At 38.6% G+C, this 15,591-nt stretch carries 18 protein-coding genes; 12 read left to right on the top strand and 6 right to left on the bottom strand.

Translation table 11 applies throughout. The features are described from left to right. Positions 1-9 precede the first annotated feature (9 nt). From xrtK to ACFQ21_RS13300, 4 genes are all read right to left on the bottom strand, one after another. Positions 10-609 carry an exosortase K gene (xrtK, locus tag ACFQ21_RS13315; RefSeq protein WP_377579699.1) on the bottom strand — a complete coding sequence of 200 codons (600 nt, stop codon included), beginning with the start codon at positions 607-609 and terminating at the stop codon, positions 10-12. A 56-nt stretch (positions 610-665) separates the two neighbouring features. Then, the gene (locus tag ACFQ21_RS13310) at positions 666-965 is read right to left on the bottom strand and encodes a winged helix-turn-helix domain-containing protein (protein ID WP_377579698.1); all 300 of its coding nucleotides are present in this window, start codon (positions 963-965) and stop codon (positions 666-668) included. Further along, positions 962-1,585 (bottom strand): hypothetical protein, encoded by a 624-nt coding sequence (locus ACFQ21_RS13305; RefSeq protein WP_377579697.1) that lies wholly within the window; start codon positions 1,583-1,585, stop codon positions 962-964. Before ACFQ21_RS13305 ends, ACFQ21_RS13310 begins: the two co-directional genes overlap by 4 nt. A 314-nt stretch (positions 1,586-1,899) precedes the next feature. Further along, positions 1,900-2,778: an alpha/beta hydrolase gene (locus tag ACFQ21_RS13300; RefSeq protein ID WP_377579696.1), complete on the bottom strand. Its 879-nt coding sequence runs from the start codon at positions 2,776-2,778 to the stop codon at positions 1,900-1,902. Between the two features lie 151 nt (positions 2,779-2,929). On the opposite strand from ACFQ21_RS13300, the gene ACFQ21_RS13295 reads away from it, so the two are divergent. From ACFQ21_RS13295 to ACFQ21_RS13260, 8 genes are all read left to right on the top strand, one after another. Beyond that, positions 2,930-3,550 carry a JAB domain-containing protein gene (locus tag ACFQ21_RS13295; protein WP_377579695.1) on the top strand — a complete coding sequence of 207 codons (621 nt, stop codon included), beginning with the start codon at positions 2,930-2,932 and terminating at the stop codon, positions 3,548-3,550. Positions 3,551-3,554: 4 nt separating this feature from the next. After that, a complete protein-coding gene (locus ACFQ21_RS13290; protein WP_377579694.1) occupies positions 3,555-3,869 on the top strand; it encodes a hypothetical protein in 315 nt (104 codons plus the stop codon). Positions 3,870-4,855: 986 nt separating this feature from the next. After that, positions 4,856-5,884, top strand: coding sequence for a hypothetical protein (locus ACFQ21_RS13285; RefSeq protein WP_377579693.1), 1,029 nt, complete (start codon positions 4,856-4,858; stop codon positions 5,882-5,884). A gap of 18 nt (positions 5,885-5,902) precedes the next feature. Beyond that, complete coding sequence (locus ACFQ21_RS13280) at positions 5,903-6,790, top strand: hypothetical protein (protein WP_377579692.1); 888 nt, start codon at positions 5,903-5,905, stop codon at positions 6,788-6,790. Positions 6,791-6,976: 186 nt separating this feature from the next. Next, complete coding sequence (locus ACFQ21_RS13275; RefSeq protein WP_377579691.1) at positions 6,977-7,792, top strand: hypothetical protein; 816 nt, start codon at positions 6,977-6,979, stop codon at positions 7,790-7,792. A gap of 226 nt (positions 7,793-8,018) precedes the next feature. After that, on the top strand, positions 8,019-8,687 hold the full coding sequence (locus ACFQ21_RS13270) for a hypothetical protein (RefSeq protein WP_377579690.1): 669 nt from the start codon (positions 8,019-8,021) through the stop codon (positions 8,685-8,687). 360 nt (positions 8,688-9,047) lie between these two features. After that, on the top strand, positions 9,048-10,421 hold the full coding sequence (locus ACFQ21_RS13265) for a hypothetical protein (RefSeq protein ID WP_377579689.1): 1,374 nt from the start codon (positions 9,048-9,050) through the stop codon (positions 10,419-10,421). Between the two features lie 148 nt (positions 10,422-10,569). Next, complete coding sequence (locus ACFQ21_RS13260; RefSeq protein ID WP_377579688.1) at positions 10,570-10,716, top strand: hypothetical protein; 147 nt, start codon at positions 10,570-10,572, stop codon at positions 10,714-10,716. 507 nt (positions 10,717-11,223) lie between these two features. Here the strand turns inward: ACFQ21_RS13260 and ACFQ21_RS13255 are convergent. Next, positions 11,224-11,466: a hypothetical protein gene (locus tag ACFQ21_RS13255; RefSeq protein ID WP_377579687.1), complete on the bottom strand. Its 243-nt coding sequence runs from the start codon at positions 11,464-11,466 to the stop codon at positions 11,224-11,226. 167 nt (positions 11,467-11,633) lie between these two features. Then, positions 11,634-11,999 carry a hypothetical protein gene (locus ACFQ21_RS13250; RefSeq protein WP_377579686.1) on the bottom strand — a complete coding sequence of 122 codons (366 nt, stop codon included), beginning with the start codon at positions 11,997-11,999 and terminating at the stop codon, positions 11,634-11,636. A gap of 389 nt (positions 12,000-12,388) precedes the next feature. Here ACFQ21_RS13250 and ACFQ21_RS13245 point away from each other — a divergent pair, with 389 nt between their 5' ends. The 4 genes from ACFQ21_RS13245 (at position 12,389) to ACFQ21_RS13230 (ending at position 15,541) form a co-directional block, all read left to right on the top strand. Next, positions 12,389-12,853, top strand: a complete 465-nt coding sequence (locus ACFQ21_RS13245) for a transposase (protein WP_377579685.1) — start codon at positions 12,389-12,391, stop codon at positions 12,851-12,853. A gap of 269 nt (positions 12,854-13,122) precedes the next feature. Next, entirely contained in the window at positions 13,123-13,803 is a 681-nt protein-coding gene (locus tag ACFQ21_RS13240) for a hypothetical protein (RefSeq protein ID WP_377579684.1), read from the top strand. 430 nt (positions 13,804-14,233) lie between these two features. Further along, complete coding sequence (locus ACFQ21_RS13235; RefSeq protein WP_377579683.1) at positions 14,234-14,719, top strand: hypothetical protein; 486 nt, start codon at positions 14,234-14,236, stop codon at positions 14,717-14,719. Positions 14,720-15,010: 291 nt separating this feature from the next. Then, entirely contained in the window at positions 15,011-15,541 is a 531-nt protein-coding gene (locus tag ACFQ21_RS13230) for a DUF4309 domain-containing protein (RefSeq protein WP_377579681.1), read from the top strand. The last annotated feature ends 50 nt before the right edge of the window (positions 15,542-15,591 follow it).

The following is a 15,591-nucleotide window of genomic DNA, read 5'->3' as shown; positions in this document are numbered from 1 at the left end:
ATGTTAAAATTATAGTTGATGTGAATTCCGTCTGTATACCACCACCATTCGTGCTACAGCTACAGCCTGTTGCAGACGAGCTTTATAGTGCTGTGCAATGCGAACAAATACATTCTTGAAGAGCAGGTATACCAGCAGCAACGCGCTGAAGTAAATAATGCCGCCTTCCACACGCTGCATCCAGAACGAATTTAACCACGGCATCGAATCCTGTATACGCAACACCGGCAATGCACTGATAATGCGCAGAGCGCTGATAATCAGCGTTAACATAAACGAAGTAACCAGTATACCTATATATACCAGCACACTCTGCCACGGTTTAAAAACATGATACGGAGCCGTAAGCGATAAAATGCAGAAAACAAGAATGAGGTAATTCTCGCCCGAGAAAGTATGATTGAGGGTAATGTTCAGATCAGGAAAATAAAAACCGCTATGCGTGTGAACAGACCTGGTATCAAATATATACTCCAGCATCGCATTAGCCGGATTCAGCATAAGTGTAAACTCACTTGAGCTGATGGCTGTGAACAAAATCTTTAAAACAATGGCCGTTACAACAGTAACACCAAACCATAACGCTGTTTTGTTAAGCAGATTTTTCATAATCAGTCCTAATTCATTAAAAGTACTTTCAATTTCAAAGTTTATACGTAAAAAAATTACTTCTGTTGCTTTACCACCGCCTCCAATGCATCTAAATGTTTTTTAAAGGCATTGCGGCCGCGTTCCGTGATCTTATACTTGGTATTCGGTTTTCGGTCTACAAACGATTTGGACACGGATATATACTTTTCACGCTCCAGCGCCTTTATATGCGAAGCCAGGTTGCCATCCGTTACACCCAGAATTTCTTTTAACGAACTAAACTCATAGCCATCGTTCGTTACCAGAACAGACATGATCTGTAACCGCACCCGGTGCTCCAGCACTTTATCCAGATTATCGAACGGATTCTTCACTTGTCGTATTTGTTATACATGATGACTCCATAAATAATATGAAGAACACCAAACCCGATAGCCCAGAAGATCAACCCATACCCCGGCACCGAAGCCGAGATAAGTCCGAGTATAATTTCAGAAAAACCTAAATATCTAATTTCATCAAATGTATTGGCGCTGCCCTGTATAAGCGCAAGTCCGTAGAACACGAGACAAGCCGGAGCGGCCAACCCAAAATGACCGGTATATAACATGATGAGTATAAATATACCACCCGACACCAGCGGTATAGCCATATTAATAACGAGGTTTTTGCTGGCCGTTGTCCAAAGTTGCAAGCCGTGCTTTTGCGCTTTCTTGTTGCTCAGCCAAAGTCCCGTCCCGATCGATGCCACCATCACAGCCGTAGCAATCAGAATAAGTTTCAGCATCGCCTCCGGACTCTGCAACGAGTACGTTCTATAATTTATAGGCGACACCGGGTAATGCAGCGAGAAGTACGCCACAGCAGCACCAGCCAATGCATATAGTCCTGCCAACACCCCCGACAAACCGCTGAGCGATATAAACTTGGCAGATCGCTCCATCATATTACGGATCGAAGCAATATCTTTTTCGTACTCCTGGATTTCTTTCATTAAAAAGAACTTTGGGATGCAAAGTTAAGCAACGATTCGAATTTTACAAGACGATCCGTTGAATCAGCTGCTAGCTGCCAGCTTCCAGCTGCTAGTAGATTTTCGGGAGGTGTCGATGGCTCTTTGAATAAGGGAGAGGTGTTTCATTATACGTGTTTTGAAAATCCAGAACCACAAAGCTCTCAAAGAAGACACAGCGCTACACAAAGAAATCCCTTTGAGTAACTCTGTGTCTTTCTTTGTGTTCTCCGTGCAATTGGATTTTATCCTGTAGCCAGCACCCAGCATTTTGTCTTTCTTCTCGCAGCTCGCAGCTATTTCCTATATCCCAGCCTCTCCAGCCACTTCACACTCAGCCACGGCCACGTATTCAGCACAGCATCCTTCGGAGCCATGCCAAACCCATGTCCGCCATGGTCGTAGATGAGGAGGCTCGTAGGTATATTATGTTTACGCAGCGCCTGGTAGAAAAGTATACCATTCTCCGGAGGAACCGCGCCATCATCATTTGCATATACCAGGAAGGTGGGCGGAGTATGTTTGTCAACACGGTTTTGCGTTGAGAGAGAATCCACCAACGCGTTATCCGGATTTTTCCCGAGCAACATCTCGCGACTACCTCTGTGCGCAGGCGCACCCGCCAACGTAATCACCGGATATATAAGTATAGAAAACGCAGGCCGCGTACTCCACTGCTCCAACACATTCTTCGATTTCTTGTTGGCGGGTAGGTGCATCGTTGTAGCCATAGATGCTAAATGTCCACCAGCCGAAAAGCCGAGAATACCCACACGCTCCGGATCAAACTTCCACTCCTTCGCCCGCGACTTGATAATGCGCAGGGCCGTAGTAACATCGCGATACTGATCCGGATGACGATGCCCCGACTGATCGCCCGTATTTAAACGATAGTGCAACACAAAAGCATCAAACCCATACTGATTATAAAATTGCGCTACATCTTTACCCTCGTGGCCCAGCGCCAGGTGAGCATACCCTCCACCGGGGCAAATAAGTATAGCCGAACCGTTGGCCGAATCAGCATTAGCCTTATAGTATTCGAAATACGGTGCCTCCTTATCTTTTTCATAACCATCGATGGTAACTTTTTCGCTGGCAGGGTAAAGAAAAATTTTTTCTTGCGCGTGCAAAGTCATGGTGCTTATCAGGTATATAATAAACAGAGCTCTCATAAAATTAGCGGAATAATACGAGCCGAATATAATACCATTCGCGGGAATAAGAATGCTGCCTGCACAATATCAAGACAATCTTTGTCACAAGCTGTAACATCCCCCGGCTTCTTTCTAACTTTGTTTCGTCTTAATATTTATATTGCAAAGTATGAACGTTCGTCTATCAGCAGCACATAAAATAAAGGTGCTTAACTCCACCGATATATTTACCGTTATGCAAACCATTTTGCTGCGCGAAAATAAAATTCGCAGAAGTCAGGAACACTTCTGGGTAATCGGTTTGAACAGCGGCAACAAAATACTGTTTATAGAACTCGTAAGTTTAGGCGCCACCAACCGCGTAGAGATAGCCCCGGCCGAAGTATTTCGCATGGCCATCTATAAATCGGCCATCAAAATGATACTCGTACACAACCACCCGAGCGGAAGTGTAAAGATATCGGAAGCCGACCGCGACTTTACCGACCGCATGATAAAATCCGGCAACATGCTGGCCGTTGAAGTACTCGACCACCTCGTAATTACCGAAGAAAGCTATACCAGCTTCGTAGACCTCGGTATAATGGATGAACTAAGACAAAGCGGCCGCTATGAGTTGATCGATAAAAAAGAGTATAGTTGGGCGCAGGAAATGAAGATGGAAGCAGAGCGTGAAAAAGAACGTTACAGCATAGCAGCTAACTTCAAAAAGTTAGGCGTAGATATAGACACCATAAAGAAAGCGACCGGCCTTACCAAATCTGAAATTAACAGGTTGAAAATTGATTAAGACAATGATCGAGCGACAAGAAGTTCTGGGAAGAATGAAAAGTATAGAAGAGTATTTTTCAAATGCTACTCATCAACTCCTTCAACCCGAGTTTGAATGCGCCCACGCTATAAATGAGTTGTTGGAACAAAACGAAGAACTCACGACTACAGTTGTGGAGGACATTTTAAGTATATATAATAAAGCCAACGCAGGCGAGCATCACGGAGGCTGCGGCTGGTCCGATTATCAATTTCACCTGGTTCATATACTTGAACTTCATGAGATCAAAACCGAAGTAAACGACCATACCAAACGAATAACCCTAAAATCTGTATAGTATATTTATATGCTGGGCGTGCCCCTACGGGTCGGGCTATCCGCTACAAGTCCTCGCGATCCCACCGCACAACGCCAGACGCACGCTCCGGGCTTTCCGCTACTATCCCTCACGCGAAGAACGATTTATACTATATTAACGCTGCTCGTATATAAATGAAACGACTTTCAGAATTCACAACAACCCTCGACCGAAAAACAATTATAAAAATACTCCAAGAAAATACATTTGCCACCGAGAACGATTTTCAGACGTTACTACTCGGCAAACACTACTTCTCCGGACAAGTCAATAACAAAAAGATAAGACTAAAGAACGCAACCCGAAAGCGGAGACCTTCACCAGTATTAGACATCCAGGTTTTCGAAAAGAACAACCTAACCCAAATCCTAATCCTGGATGACACAGACGATGAAATAAAACTCAACAGCCAAATACAACTCACCATCACAATTCCAATCGCTATAGTTATACTCATAGTAGGAGGGGTTTCATCATTGTTTTATTCAGATATCTATATATTCCTTGGGGCCTTAATACCAAGTTTAGCCGCCCTGAGTATAGGACTCTTACGTATTCGCAGCTACAAAAGGTCAGTTAGAATAAATACGCCTCGTGATATAAATTTCTTAGTGAGGTTGTTGAAAAGATAGGTTGCGGAGTTTGCAATCTAAAATATAGTTATATATATTCACATCGAGCCCATCTTTTGGCTACTTGAAGAAGTAGGCAGAGGATGGGCTTTTGTTATATTCTTACTGTTGAATGTTTAAGCTAGCTTATTCATTCGGAAACTAAAATGCGCTATTGGGAAGAGAAAATGTGGAGTTGGGAAATTAGTAGCGTGGTATTGTGTTTGTTACTGTAATTTACAGGGAAGGGGCTATACTCAAATTTGATTATGGTTTCTAAATATTCACATAGAGTATAACCATTACACTGATTAAACCACTGGTCGCCATTTCTTAATGAAACTTAGTTTACCTATGAGACAAACACTGTTATTGCTACTTCTGACTGTCACAGCCTTTTCGTGTGATACAACGAAGAATCAAATTATAACGAAGGATAATGTTGAGTCCTCTGTTACCAAGATAAAGAAAGATAAGGATCTGGATAGTACTAAAATTGACTTACTTGACAACTTAGTTGCCCTTACGAAGGGCCGCGAGGAGTATATTAACATGAGGTTGAAAGACGAAAGCAAAAAAGCTATTGAAAAGTATATTGTAAGCAAAGAGAAATTTGACGAGAATGTAGATGCGTTATTTAGTTATTTCTTGGCCAACAAGGTGTCCTATAAAATGTTGTTAACAGAAATAGATACTTTAAATTTATTGAAAGACAAGGAGGACAAAGAACTTGAAAGTGTTTATAATGAAATCGATCGATTTTGTAAGGGAAGGCAAAAGGAAATTGAGGAAAAAGAACTGAAAGCAAGAGTAATTAAAGATTCACTGAACAAAATGGTTGATTTAAAAATACTATCAATTAAAGAAACCGAGATTGATTACCATGATGTAATTCAAGTTGCAATTCAGATGATCAATAAGACGGATAAAAAGATTGAAGCCATAGGTTTTAATATGGAGCTTACAGATAAATTAGGTACAAATCTGGGAACGCTAAGATGTAAATCAAATAATGGATTTCTTAAATCTGATATTGGCCATTGGGTTTACGATAGATGGGAGAATGACGAAATATATAAAAGTTTAAGAAACACCGATGTGTCCCATGTTACAACAAAGCAAGAAGTAACAAGGTTAAATATTGCGGGCGAACTAATTTCTGCATATGGCGATCTCGAAGACTTAGCGATTGATTTAAAGTATAAGACTCCTAAAAAGTTAAAAGGGTATTGTTCTTATCTTGACGATGAGGATGAATTAAGTAAGAAAGTTGATGCCGTGAGAGACAAAACATTAAAAGAGATCAAAGTGAAATTGGTAAGCTTTACAAAGTATAATGAGTTTAATAGTAAACTGCTTGATTTTTCACAACTGTTGAATTGATTATGAAAATTGATATTTATGTCAGAAAGTAAGATTAATATTTGGACAGTACTTGGGAAAATAACTGCAGTTCTGTCTGTTATTTGGGTGTCTACTCAATTGTATAATAATTATGTAAAAAAGGAATACGTAGTTACAGCAATTGGAAATCATTCGCCTTTTTATCTGCCAGGTGACCTCGATGTTGTCATAAAAAACTCACTAGAGAGTGTTGCGCTAAGAAAATACTTAGACATAGGAAGTGAAAAACTTGATAGAAAAATATCTAACAAAATTCAAAGTAAGATAAAGAAAATGCAGACTGATATTTTTTCATCTGAAGAGCAGAATTTTGAATTTGAAATATCTCGTATTTCAGAAACCGTTGGAGAAACTAAGACCAAATATGGAATGTATTGGTGGTTTACTGTTACAAATACGGGACAGAAGGAATTAGAGGAGCTGGTACTAGAGCTTCCATTTGAGGGATACTTTGTTGCTAGTGGTACAAATTTCAATAAAACTGGAAATTTCAAAAACCGAATTGAAATTGGGGATTTTGCAGTGAAACAACAAATACTTGTACAGGTATGGCAGTTGAATGATTATTCAATCAATTTTGCCGTTGATCAAAATATAGAACAAAGTAGATTAACTCATAAAAGTGGTTGGCAGAAAATTGACTATCCTGTTCAAATGACCGGTATAGTGGCATGGAATGAAAATAATGACAACTTTCCTTTGTATCTGACTGTATTGATCATGATGATATCCTACGTATTTGTGTTTTCTCTCGGGGAGAAGTATGGGCCGCAAATAAAGCAATGGGATAGAAAAATGAAGTTGGAGGAATTGAAAAAGCTAAAGGAGCTTGAACAGGAAGAGATTGAACTCCAAAAGGCAGATTCCAATACGGAAAAAAAGTAACATAGCCATACCCCTGTCATGCCTTTGGTGTTCCTTCACCAACAAAACACACTCAAATTTAACGTTACTTTAAAATATACCCGATAGAGAAAAGAACACCAGTACTCGTAGTCAAGACAATAAAAAACTATATCAGATACTGCCCTCACTCAAGAGTATAGCGATTGATTAATTTGTAAGCAATTTATGACGACACCAGAAGAATATAAATTGGAACAACAAAAGAGGGCCTCAGCTTTTAAGGTCGGTTCTAAAGATCAAAGTGGATATACAATTAAAAAAATTTATGCCCGAGGAGATGAGTACGTTATCTATGAAATTGAAACCTCAGATGTTGTTGATTCTCTAAAAGTCTGGATCGATACAATTATAGAGAACAACAATGTTCCCATAGACTACTTCGTTGGAATTAGAGAGAATTTTACAAAAGCAAAGAATTTGCTTTATAAGTGTGTAGATAAGTCAGCTACAAAAGCAATATTAGCTGACATCGTAGCTACCGCCATAGAATCAGGTCCGGCATCCGCCAATACCCAAATAGCAGGCCTAATTCAAGAGATAAATTCAGAGTATGAGGAACAATTCAAAAACAGGATGCGTCTACTAATGAGTTCCTTATTCATTGCAGCAATTTTCTTTTGTATTTCATTATATACATATCTTAACAAGATACTGGTAGATTATGACCACCTCAGGAATTTGATATTTGTAGCAGCAGGAGGTAGTGTAGGAGGTTTTTTTTCTATTTCAATAGGTATTAATAAAATCGTAAGCGAAAAAGATGTTACCAAATGGCTGTATTTCCTTTATGGCGCAGAACGGATAACTATTTCAATACTTGCTGCAGGCATTTCATATTTTGCAATTCAAGCCGATCTCATCTTTGGGTTGACAAAGAATCTTTCAAATCCGATAATTGGATTTATTTTCTTCTCAATCCTTGCAGGTTTTAGTGAAACACTAGTTCCTAATATTCTAACAAAGATTGAAAAAGAAACATAAAACCCGTGCCTTTGGTATTCTTCACCAACAAACCATCTCCACACCAGTTTATCGCTACGTTAAAATATACCGTTGAAATGAGTTGATCGAAATATATCCTGATGGTATAAATTGCCACTCAGAACTACATCGGGATATTTAGGAATGAATGCTAGCTTCGGGGGTATATACTATAGGAGTGATTGATTACCGATAGTTGTAAAATTTCAAAATTTACATAATTGTTATGGAGCAAATCCCGAGTATTTTTGAGGAATTCTATAAACGACATGACCTTGTTTCATATCGAATGTCATGGCATGAACAGCATGTTATAGAAAGAGCATTGGATCTTCAGGGGTTTATTCATTCAATATCCGGACAACTTGAGGAAGAGAGAATTGATTATAAAAAAGGAATATTTCCTCTTGGCTTTTTTGATATTGAACAGCCGACAAGAATCAGGTACATTAAGATCATTTTTACATTCACCATACTGGAGAGGCGCTCAAGAGCACTTTGTAAATTGATTCATGAACTTAAGCGTACGGATAAAACAATTGAGGATTATAAAGGTGGATTGATGGACAGGTTAAAATTTTTTATAAGGGAATATTTAGACCTTGATTTTGAGAAATTGACTGACTGGTCTGAAATTGCCACATTTCAAAAAATCAGAGATTGTATTATTCACTGTGGCGGACAAGTTTCCGAGTCCCGTGATAAACTGTTTATCGAAGCGTTATGTGTAGGCAAAGGGGATTTTGAAATCTCTGAAAACGGTTACCTATTTGTCAATGAAGAGTATGTTGGTAAAATTGAGGGCTATACAATAGGATTTATTTGCTCAGTATTAGATGAATTGTTTTTTGCCCTCAATGGGGTTCGAAAATATCCAGAACAATTTCCAGAATAAAATTTTGAAAGCACTTCCCATGCCTTTGGTGTTCTTCACCAACAAACCACACCCGCTCCCCACACTGAATTTAACATTACCTTAAAATATACCCGTTGTCGAAAGGAACACCAGTACTTGCAGAGCTGTAACACCAAAGAAAACTATATCAGCTATGTCCTCACGTAGGAGTATAGCGACCGATTAGTTTCTTTATATAGCATTGCAGGTGTTGTAAACGAATTTATAGTTATATATATTCACATAGTGTGCATTTTGATCTACAGGTTTAATCGACTATATTCGTTTACAAACGCTTATATAGGCTAAGATGTTGTTATATCGTAACGTTGTGTGTCATTGCTAAAACAAGATTAGACCATGGAAATAATAAAAAAACTCCTTGAGATACTAAACACGATAACGGACGACTCACAGAGTGGTGTGTTAAAAAAGTGTGAGGAATTTAGTTTTGACCCAAATAGAGGTGATGTAACCCTTAGTGAATCCTTCATCAATCTAAATCAATGCAGGGACATAATTAAGGACGCTATTGAGAAGAATAAACTGACACAATTTCCCTTGACGGTTCAAAAGACAATCCTTCAAGATTTAGAAAGTATCGTAGGTTTTCAGAGCAATCTTGTTTCAGGGGCAGACCATGTCGTGAATTTGGTTAATGCCATTGAACTCTTGTACACCGACATTTGGAGATTTGGCATTCACAATCTTTCAGGAGAAGTTCTTGGCTACACGACCAAGATGAATCAATTAAAAGAACAGGAAGTTAAAATTAAAGAGTTAAGCAAGGAATTAGACAATGGACTTCAACTAAAAAGCGACCTTGAAAAACTGTTGACAGAAATTCAGAAGGCATCAACGGACCTTCAAGCCTTATTGACCGCTTCGCAGACAGATAATGAGTCAATCAAAGAAAATTTAGAGAAAAGTTTAGATGCTTCACAAAAAGCTGCAGCCCACCTATCAACTATTCAACAAAATGACATTACAGCAACTCAGCTCTTATCAAACTCTGTTTCAAATAACTCAGAAATTGTAACGCTTGAAGGGAAGATTAGAGAATTCTTTACCGCTATTGAAAGTTATAAAACAAATATTGACTCGACCTCCAAGCAGGCTAAAACAAATATTGACGGAAACAAAAAAGAGACAGACGATTTAGTTAAGAACCTAAAAGGACTTCAAGACCAAATAAAAGACCAATTACAAAAAGCAACAGGTTTTTCATTGTTTCATTCCTTTCAAACAAGACAAGATAATTTGAAGACCTCAAAGAACTTTTGGCTAATGGCCTTAGCGCTCGTAATAGGACTAAGTTTAGGACTAACGGGGTTAATTGCATTTACGACATTAAACATTGATTTGGCATTTTATCTTAAGCTTTCAATATCGATTCCGCTTATTTACGCAATTGCATTTTGTTCAGCACAATACACGAGGGAACGGAAGCTAGAGGAAGAGTATGCATTTAAATCTAACATCTCTATTTCTTTGATTCCTTACAAAGAACTTGTTGAAAAACTTGTAATTAACGGAACACCTCAAGAGCGAGAACAGTTTACCACATTCTTGATTGACTCTATAAGTAAGGTGTTTACTTCTCCGACAAGTAAGGTCTTTGGACAAAATCAATCAGATGTAAGGCCAGACATTGCTCTCAAACAACTTAGTAAACAGCTTGAGACAGTTGTAAAACCATTTGAATCAATTATCAGAATAATTAGACCGAGTTGACGCAACGAGACACAACAAAATGTTTGCGCAATGGTGGGATTTAGTGTAAGCTATAAGTTTATATCTCATGCTTTGTTGGTGTTCTTCGCCAACAAACCACACCCGCTCCCCACACTAAAATTTAACGTTACCTCAAAATATACCCGTTGTGGAAAATAACAGTGCGCAGTCATCATTGAACATTGCGCAATACGACAGAAGTGAAGTATATACTCACGCCTTTATTGGTGAAGACGAAGACACCAACAAAGTGTGGGCGTGGTGTTATCCGAGTAATTGCATATATTCGATGTAGGACCAACTATACTTTATGAGGCAGCTCCCATGCCTTTGTTGGTGTTCTTCACCAACAAACCACACCCGCCACCTACACTAAATTTTAACGTTACTTAAATATACCCATTGTGGAAAAGAACAACACGCAACCAGCATTGGACACCACGCAATACAGCTAAAGATCATCCCGATTTTATAACCGTTACATGTCTCGGATGGAAACGAGTTTTGTAAAGTAATCACTATTGCGGTATCCGGTATATTTATACCGAATACTTTTTATATATAGCGCAATAGCATTTCACTACAATGGGCTTAAGCCTTTTTTAAAAGTTTTTTGCTAAGCCAGATTGTAAGAAACAGGATGCCCGCTAATCCGAGCGAACTAAAAATTATTCTCCATGTTTCCTTTTCGCCAATAACTCCTGTTAATGTAAAAAGCCATACTAAGAGCGAAGCAACGAGGCAAATGTAGAGTAGAACAAGAGCTTTGGATTTTTGTTTCATAGTTTTAAATCAGTTTTTATTAGCACGCGCTTGCTGCACCTGCAAGTCCTCCGAAAATTGCTCCACCAACTCCACCAACCACAGCACCTGATACCGTGCCAACAACGGGCAAAGTTACAGTGCCTACTGCTGCGCCACCTAAGAATCCACCAAGTCCTACGGAGCCGGCACCACCAACTATTCCTGCCGCACATTTTCCCCAGGAATTCCACCAGCTCTCTTTCTTCTCAGTTCTGCCACCGGCTTGACTTGATAAAATCAAATCAGAATTATTCTCAAGGAAAGTTAAAGTTGTCTTGTAGTTGATTATATAGGTTAAGAGAAAATCTTTATCTGTATTGTCAATACTGCTTTTAAATATTTTCTCAAATTGATTGTCAAGATAGGATTTGAATTCTGCTGAGCTAGTATAGATGTTAGCAGAGGCTACTATTTCTTTGATCTTTGTTTCTTGTATTGTTCTGCGTATGAAGATGTTCTTGCCGTGGACACATTGCTTGCCCTTTCATAGTTTACTATAAATGCCCTATATGAATCTGATGATTCGCGATATTGCTCAAATGCGATTGTAGTAACAGATTGTTTATTACTGAAATCGGTTTTTTTATTTCGCAATCCTGCGGCCAACGCATTGTAATCGGATGTTAGCAATTTTTCTAAGGCTACATACCTGTCTTCAACCCTGCTCTCTGAAATTTCTGAGTCACTACAAGATATAATAAGAAGAAGCGATATACTATAAAATAATTTTATGACTAATGATGCACAATGATCCTGGTAAGTTAATTTCTTCATTTGGTTTTGGTTTAGATAATTATACTCAAAAGATAATTGAATGAGTTGATATTTTACATTGAGTATATCTAAGAGTGTATATTTGATGTTGTTACATATATAGTGTTATCACCAGATGGTTGGGGTAAATATTTTGATATATACTACTATGTTGGTGGTATGTTTTTAGATTTTTCGTTTGAAAAATAAATCTGATATTTTTTTAGAACTCATGGATTCCATGCCTCGATCCATACCTTTGTTGGTGTTCCTCACCAACAAGCCACACCACTCCCCACACTGAATTTAACGTTACCTTAAAATATACCCGTTGTGGGAAATAACAGTGCGCAGTCATCATTGAACATTGCGCAATACGCTAAAGATCATCCCGATTTTATAACCGTAACATGCCTCGAGTGAAGCCTGTGTTACAAGATGATCGTTTTAAAGAAATAGTTATTTCCAGTTTGTCCTTTTTAAGTAAAGCGAATCGCGTTACAGTATACGCCTTTGTTATAATGGATAATCATTTTCATCTCATTTGGCTGATTATGAATGAGCATACTCGTGAAGCAGTCCAGCGAGATTTTTTAAGATATACCAGCCAGCAGATATTAAAAGTTTTACGCAACGAGCAATCACCTATACAACACGATTTAGTTGTAAATTCGCGAGACCGAAAGCATCAGGCGTGGGAGCGCAACTCATTGAGTATATCGTTATGGTCCAGTAAAGTTCTATGGCAGAAGATAGACTATATACATCAAAACCCGGTTAAAGCCGGCCTTTGTATATACGCTGAAGGTTATTACTATTCCAGTGCTCCTTCTATTACAGCGGGGCAGGCGCTGGGATTTTCTGGTGCATGCTGATGAGTAGTGGTGTGGGTGCGGGTGTTTTGTTGTTGAAGAACACCAAAGGCTGATAAAACTATATTAGCTACTGCCTCACGCAGGAGTATAGCGACCGATTAGTTTCCTGATATAGTATTGCAGGTGTTGTGAGTGATTAATAGTTGTTATAAATATTCACATTGAGCGCGTTTGAGCTACAGGTTTAATCTGCTATATTCGTTTGTAAACGCTTATATAGGCAACGATGTTCTTATATTGGAACGTTGTGCACAAGCCATTTTAAGAAAATGACGGACTACGAATTAGAAAAATGGATTTGGACTGAGAAGGACTTCGGGAAAATGGGTTGGCATGATGCGACCATTTATGGACTTCGACTGACTGAGAATCTTGAATTGGACATCGACTATATTTTACAGTGGAATCAGCCGGACATTGAAGGATTTCAATTTACATTTTGGGTTGCACCAGCGACTTTAGTTTTTGAAAGACCGACTGACTTGACAATTGAGTTAACCCAATCTTTTGGCGACAAGTGGTTAGAGATTGATGACATTGAGATGGAGGTAGTCGAGAGCAAAAACATCTGGACAATTATTACTCAACAAGGCGACATATCCTTCAAGGCCGACACATTTAAACAAATAATTCGAAGACGACCTAGCTTCCAGCTTGGACAAAGTATTCCTTATGACGAAAGAGGTGGATTTAGTTTTGACTTAACGCCAGGGGACAAACTCAATGGAGAATTAAGACCCGACATCGTTGAGAGAAGGAAAAAACAATTAGAGGACTACGAATTGGCCAAAAAGAAATTCGAACTCAAAAAAGAATTGGAGAATCTTAATGAGAGACATGACTCTGGACAAATACAAACCAAAGACTTCTTGGTTGAAAAGAAAGAACTGAAGGAGAAGATTGACTCAGTGACTTTTTATCTACGAGGGACAGGATATGAAGAGCAGTGAAAAAATGGCCAGCGCACAACAAAGTGCATAATCAATGGCGGGGTTTGGTTTAAATTTGTAGTTTAGTTTTTCAAATAACGTTTGGTTTCGTGGGACAGTGAAGCGCTTCGAGTTCCGCCACTGCTTATGCACAAACGTTGTATGCAATTGCTAACTCTTAATACTTTCAATCACAGTTTCGTGTAACCCCGACAAGAAGACTTGTGAGTTTACCTCTGACAACGAAGAACTGTTGATTTATAACAACATCCTGACAGATCTAGTTGTGAATCGAATGCATGGCAGATATCTTGGGGGACAGGAGGAAAAAATAAGAGCGAAGTATTACTACCACAAAGAAGAGGTTGATACAGCGCAAATTGACAAGGAATTCACCAAGTTCACTGAGCCGGAAAGAAATAAATTGATGGTATATATTTAATTTTAATTGATGAGTAAAGGATTAAGTGAGTTGATAGTTGATGGAAAGCTGAATGGAATAGCAATTGGAGATAATTTTAATGCCTTCAAGAAAGAGGCAGGTGTCATCCTTTTACAAGACCAGATAGGTGATATACCAGCTTTGTATGAGTTCGAGCATGAAGGTCTTAAATATGAGATTAGCTGTATTAAAGAAGTAGTTGTAGGTATAAGTCTTAAACTTGATTTATACCTTGATATGTTGTTTCAAATACCATTGAAAAGTGGGCACCTTATTGATTTCGGATTTAAAGTAGACTTTGTCGATTTCATTAAATCATTAAACTATAACGGAATTGATTGGGAAATAGATAAACTAGACACTGGAGAAAAGGCTGTTGGTCTCCTCATGCAGTCAAATACTAAATTAATGTATTCTTTCCATAAAGATTTTTTTGGATTCTATCAGGCGGTTAATTTTAGTTTGGAGTTGTATCATACGCTGCGTGACAAATGAAGCAGTTTATCTTCCCATACCTGTTGGGCGCTTTTCACCAACAAATCACACCTGCTTTACCAACACTAAATTTAAAGTTACCTTAAAATATCCCCGTTGTGGAAAAGAGGAGTGCGCAGCGATCATCGCATATTGCGCAGTACGCTAAAGATCATCCGGATTTTATAACATAGTTGTTATAAATATTCACATCGAGCGCGTGTGAGCTACAGGTTTAATCTGCTATATTCGTTTGTAAACGCTTATATAGGCAACGATGTTCTTATATCTGAACGTTGTGGCCAATACATTATGAAAACAAGATTTATTCTGACAATAGTTTCACTGACACTCTTTTCCTACTGTGGACAAAAGGTTAGTTCCGAAGAGGTAAAAGTTGACAATTCAATTACCGAAGGACAAGGCGTTGGACAATTTCGTGTGAATGAGACAACGCTTGACGACATTACTAAGACACTTGGAAATACATACGAAACGGTTTTGTATGAAGATGGACGACTTGAATTCAATTATAAAGACTTGGGACTTGCATTCTATTATGACAGCAAAAAAACGATTACTGTAATATTACTTAGACAACCGTTTAGTGGGCAATCAAACAAAGGGATTGGACTAAACTCGACATTGGACGAAGTGATAAAAGCTTATGGACCACCAGAATGGTCAACCCCATGTAAGACTTGTGACACTTGGACTGCTCGATACAAAGGAATTGAATTTGTAATCGATAGAGACAAAGCTTTACCAAAATTTCCGTTTGATGAACAAACACACTTAAAGAAAAGGATTTCTGAGATTTTCGTTTACAAAACAGGTGCATAATGTACTGGCCACAACAAAATGTATAATCCATGGCGCTGATAAGGAGGACA

The organism is Ohtaekwangia kribbensis (assembly GCF_042676245.1).
GTDB classification, from domain to species: Bacteria; Bacteroidota; Bacteroidia; order Cytophagales; family Cyclobacteriaceae; genus Ohtaekwangia; species Ohtaekwangia kribbensis.
The sequence above is the reverse complement of the archived record's forward strand: the minus strand, read 5'-3'. Positions and strand labels throughout refer to the sequence as shown.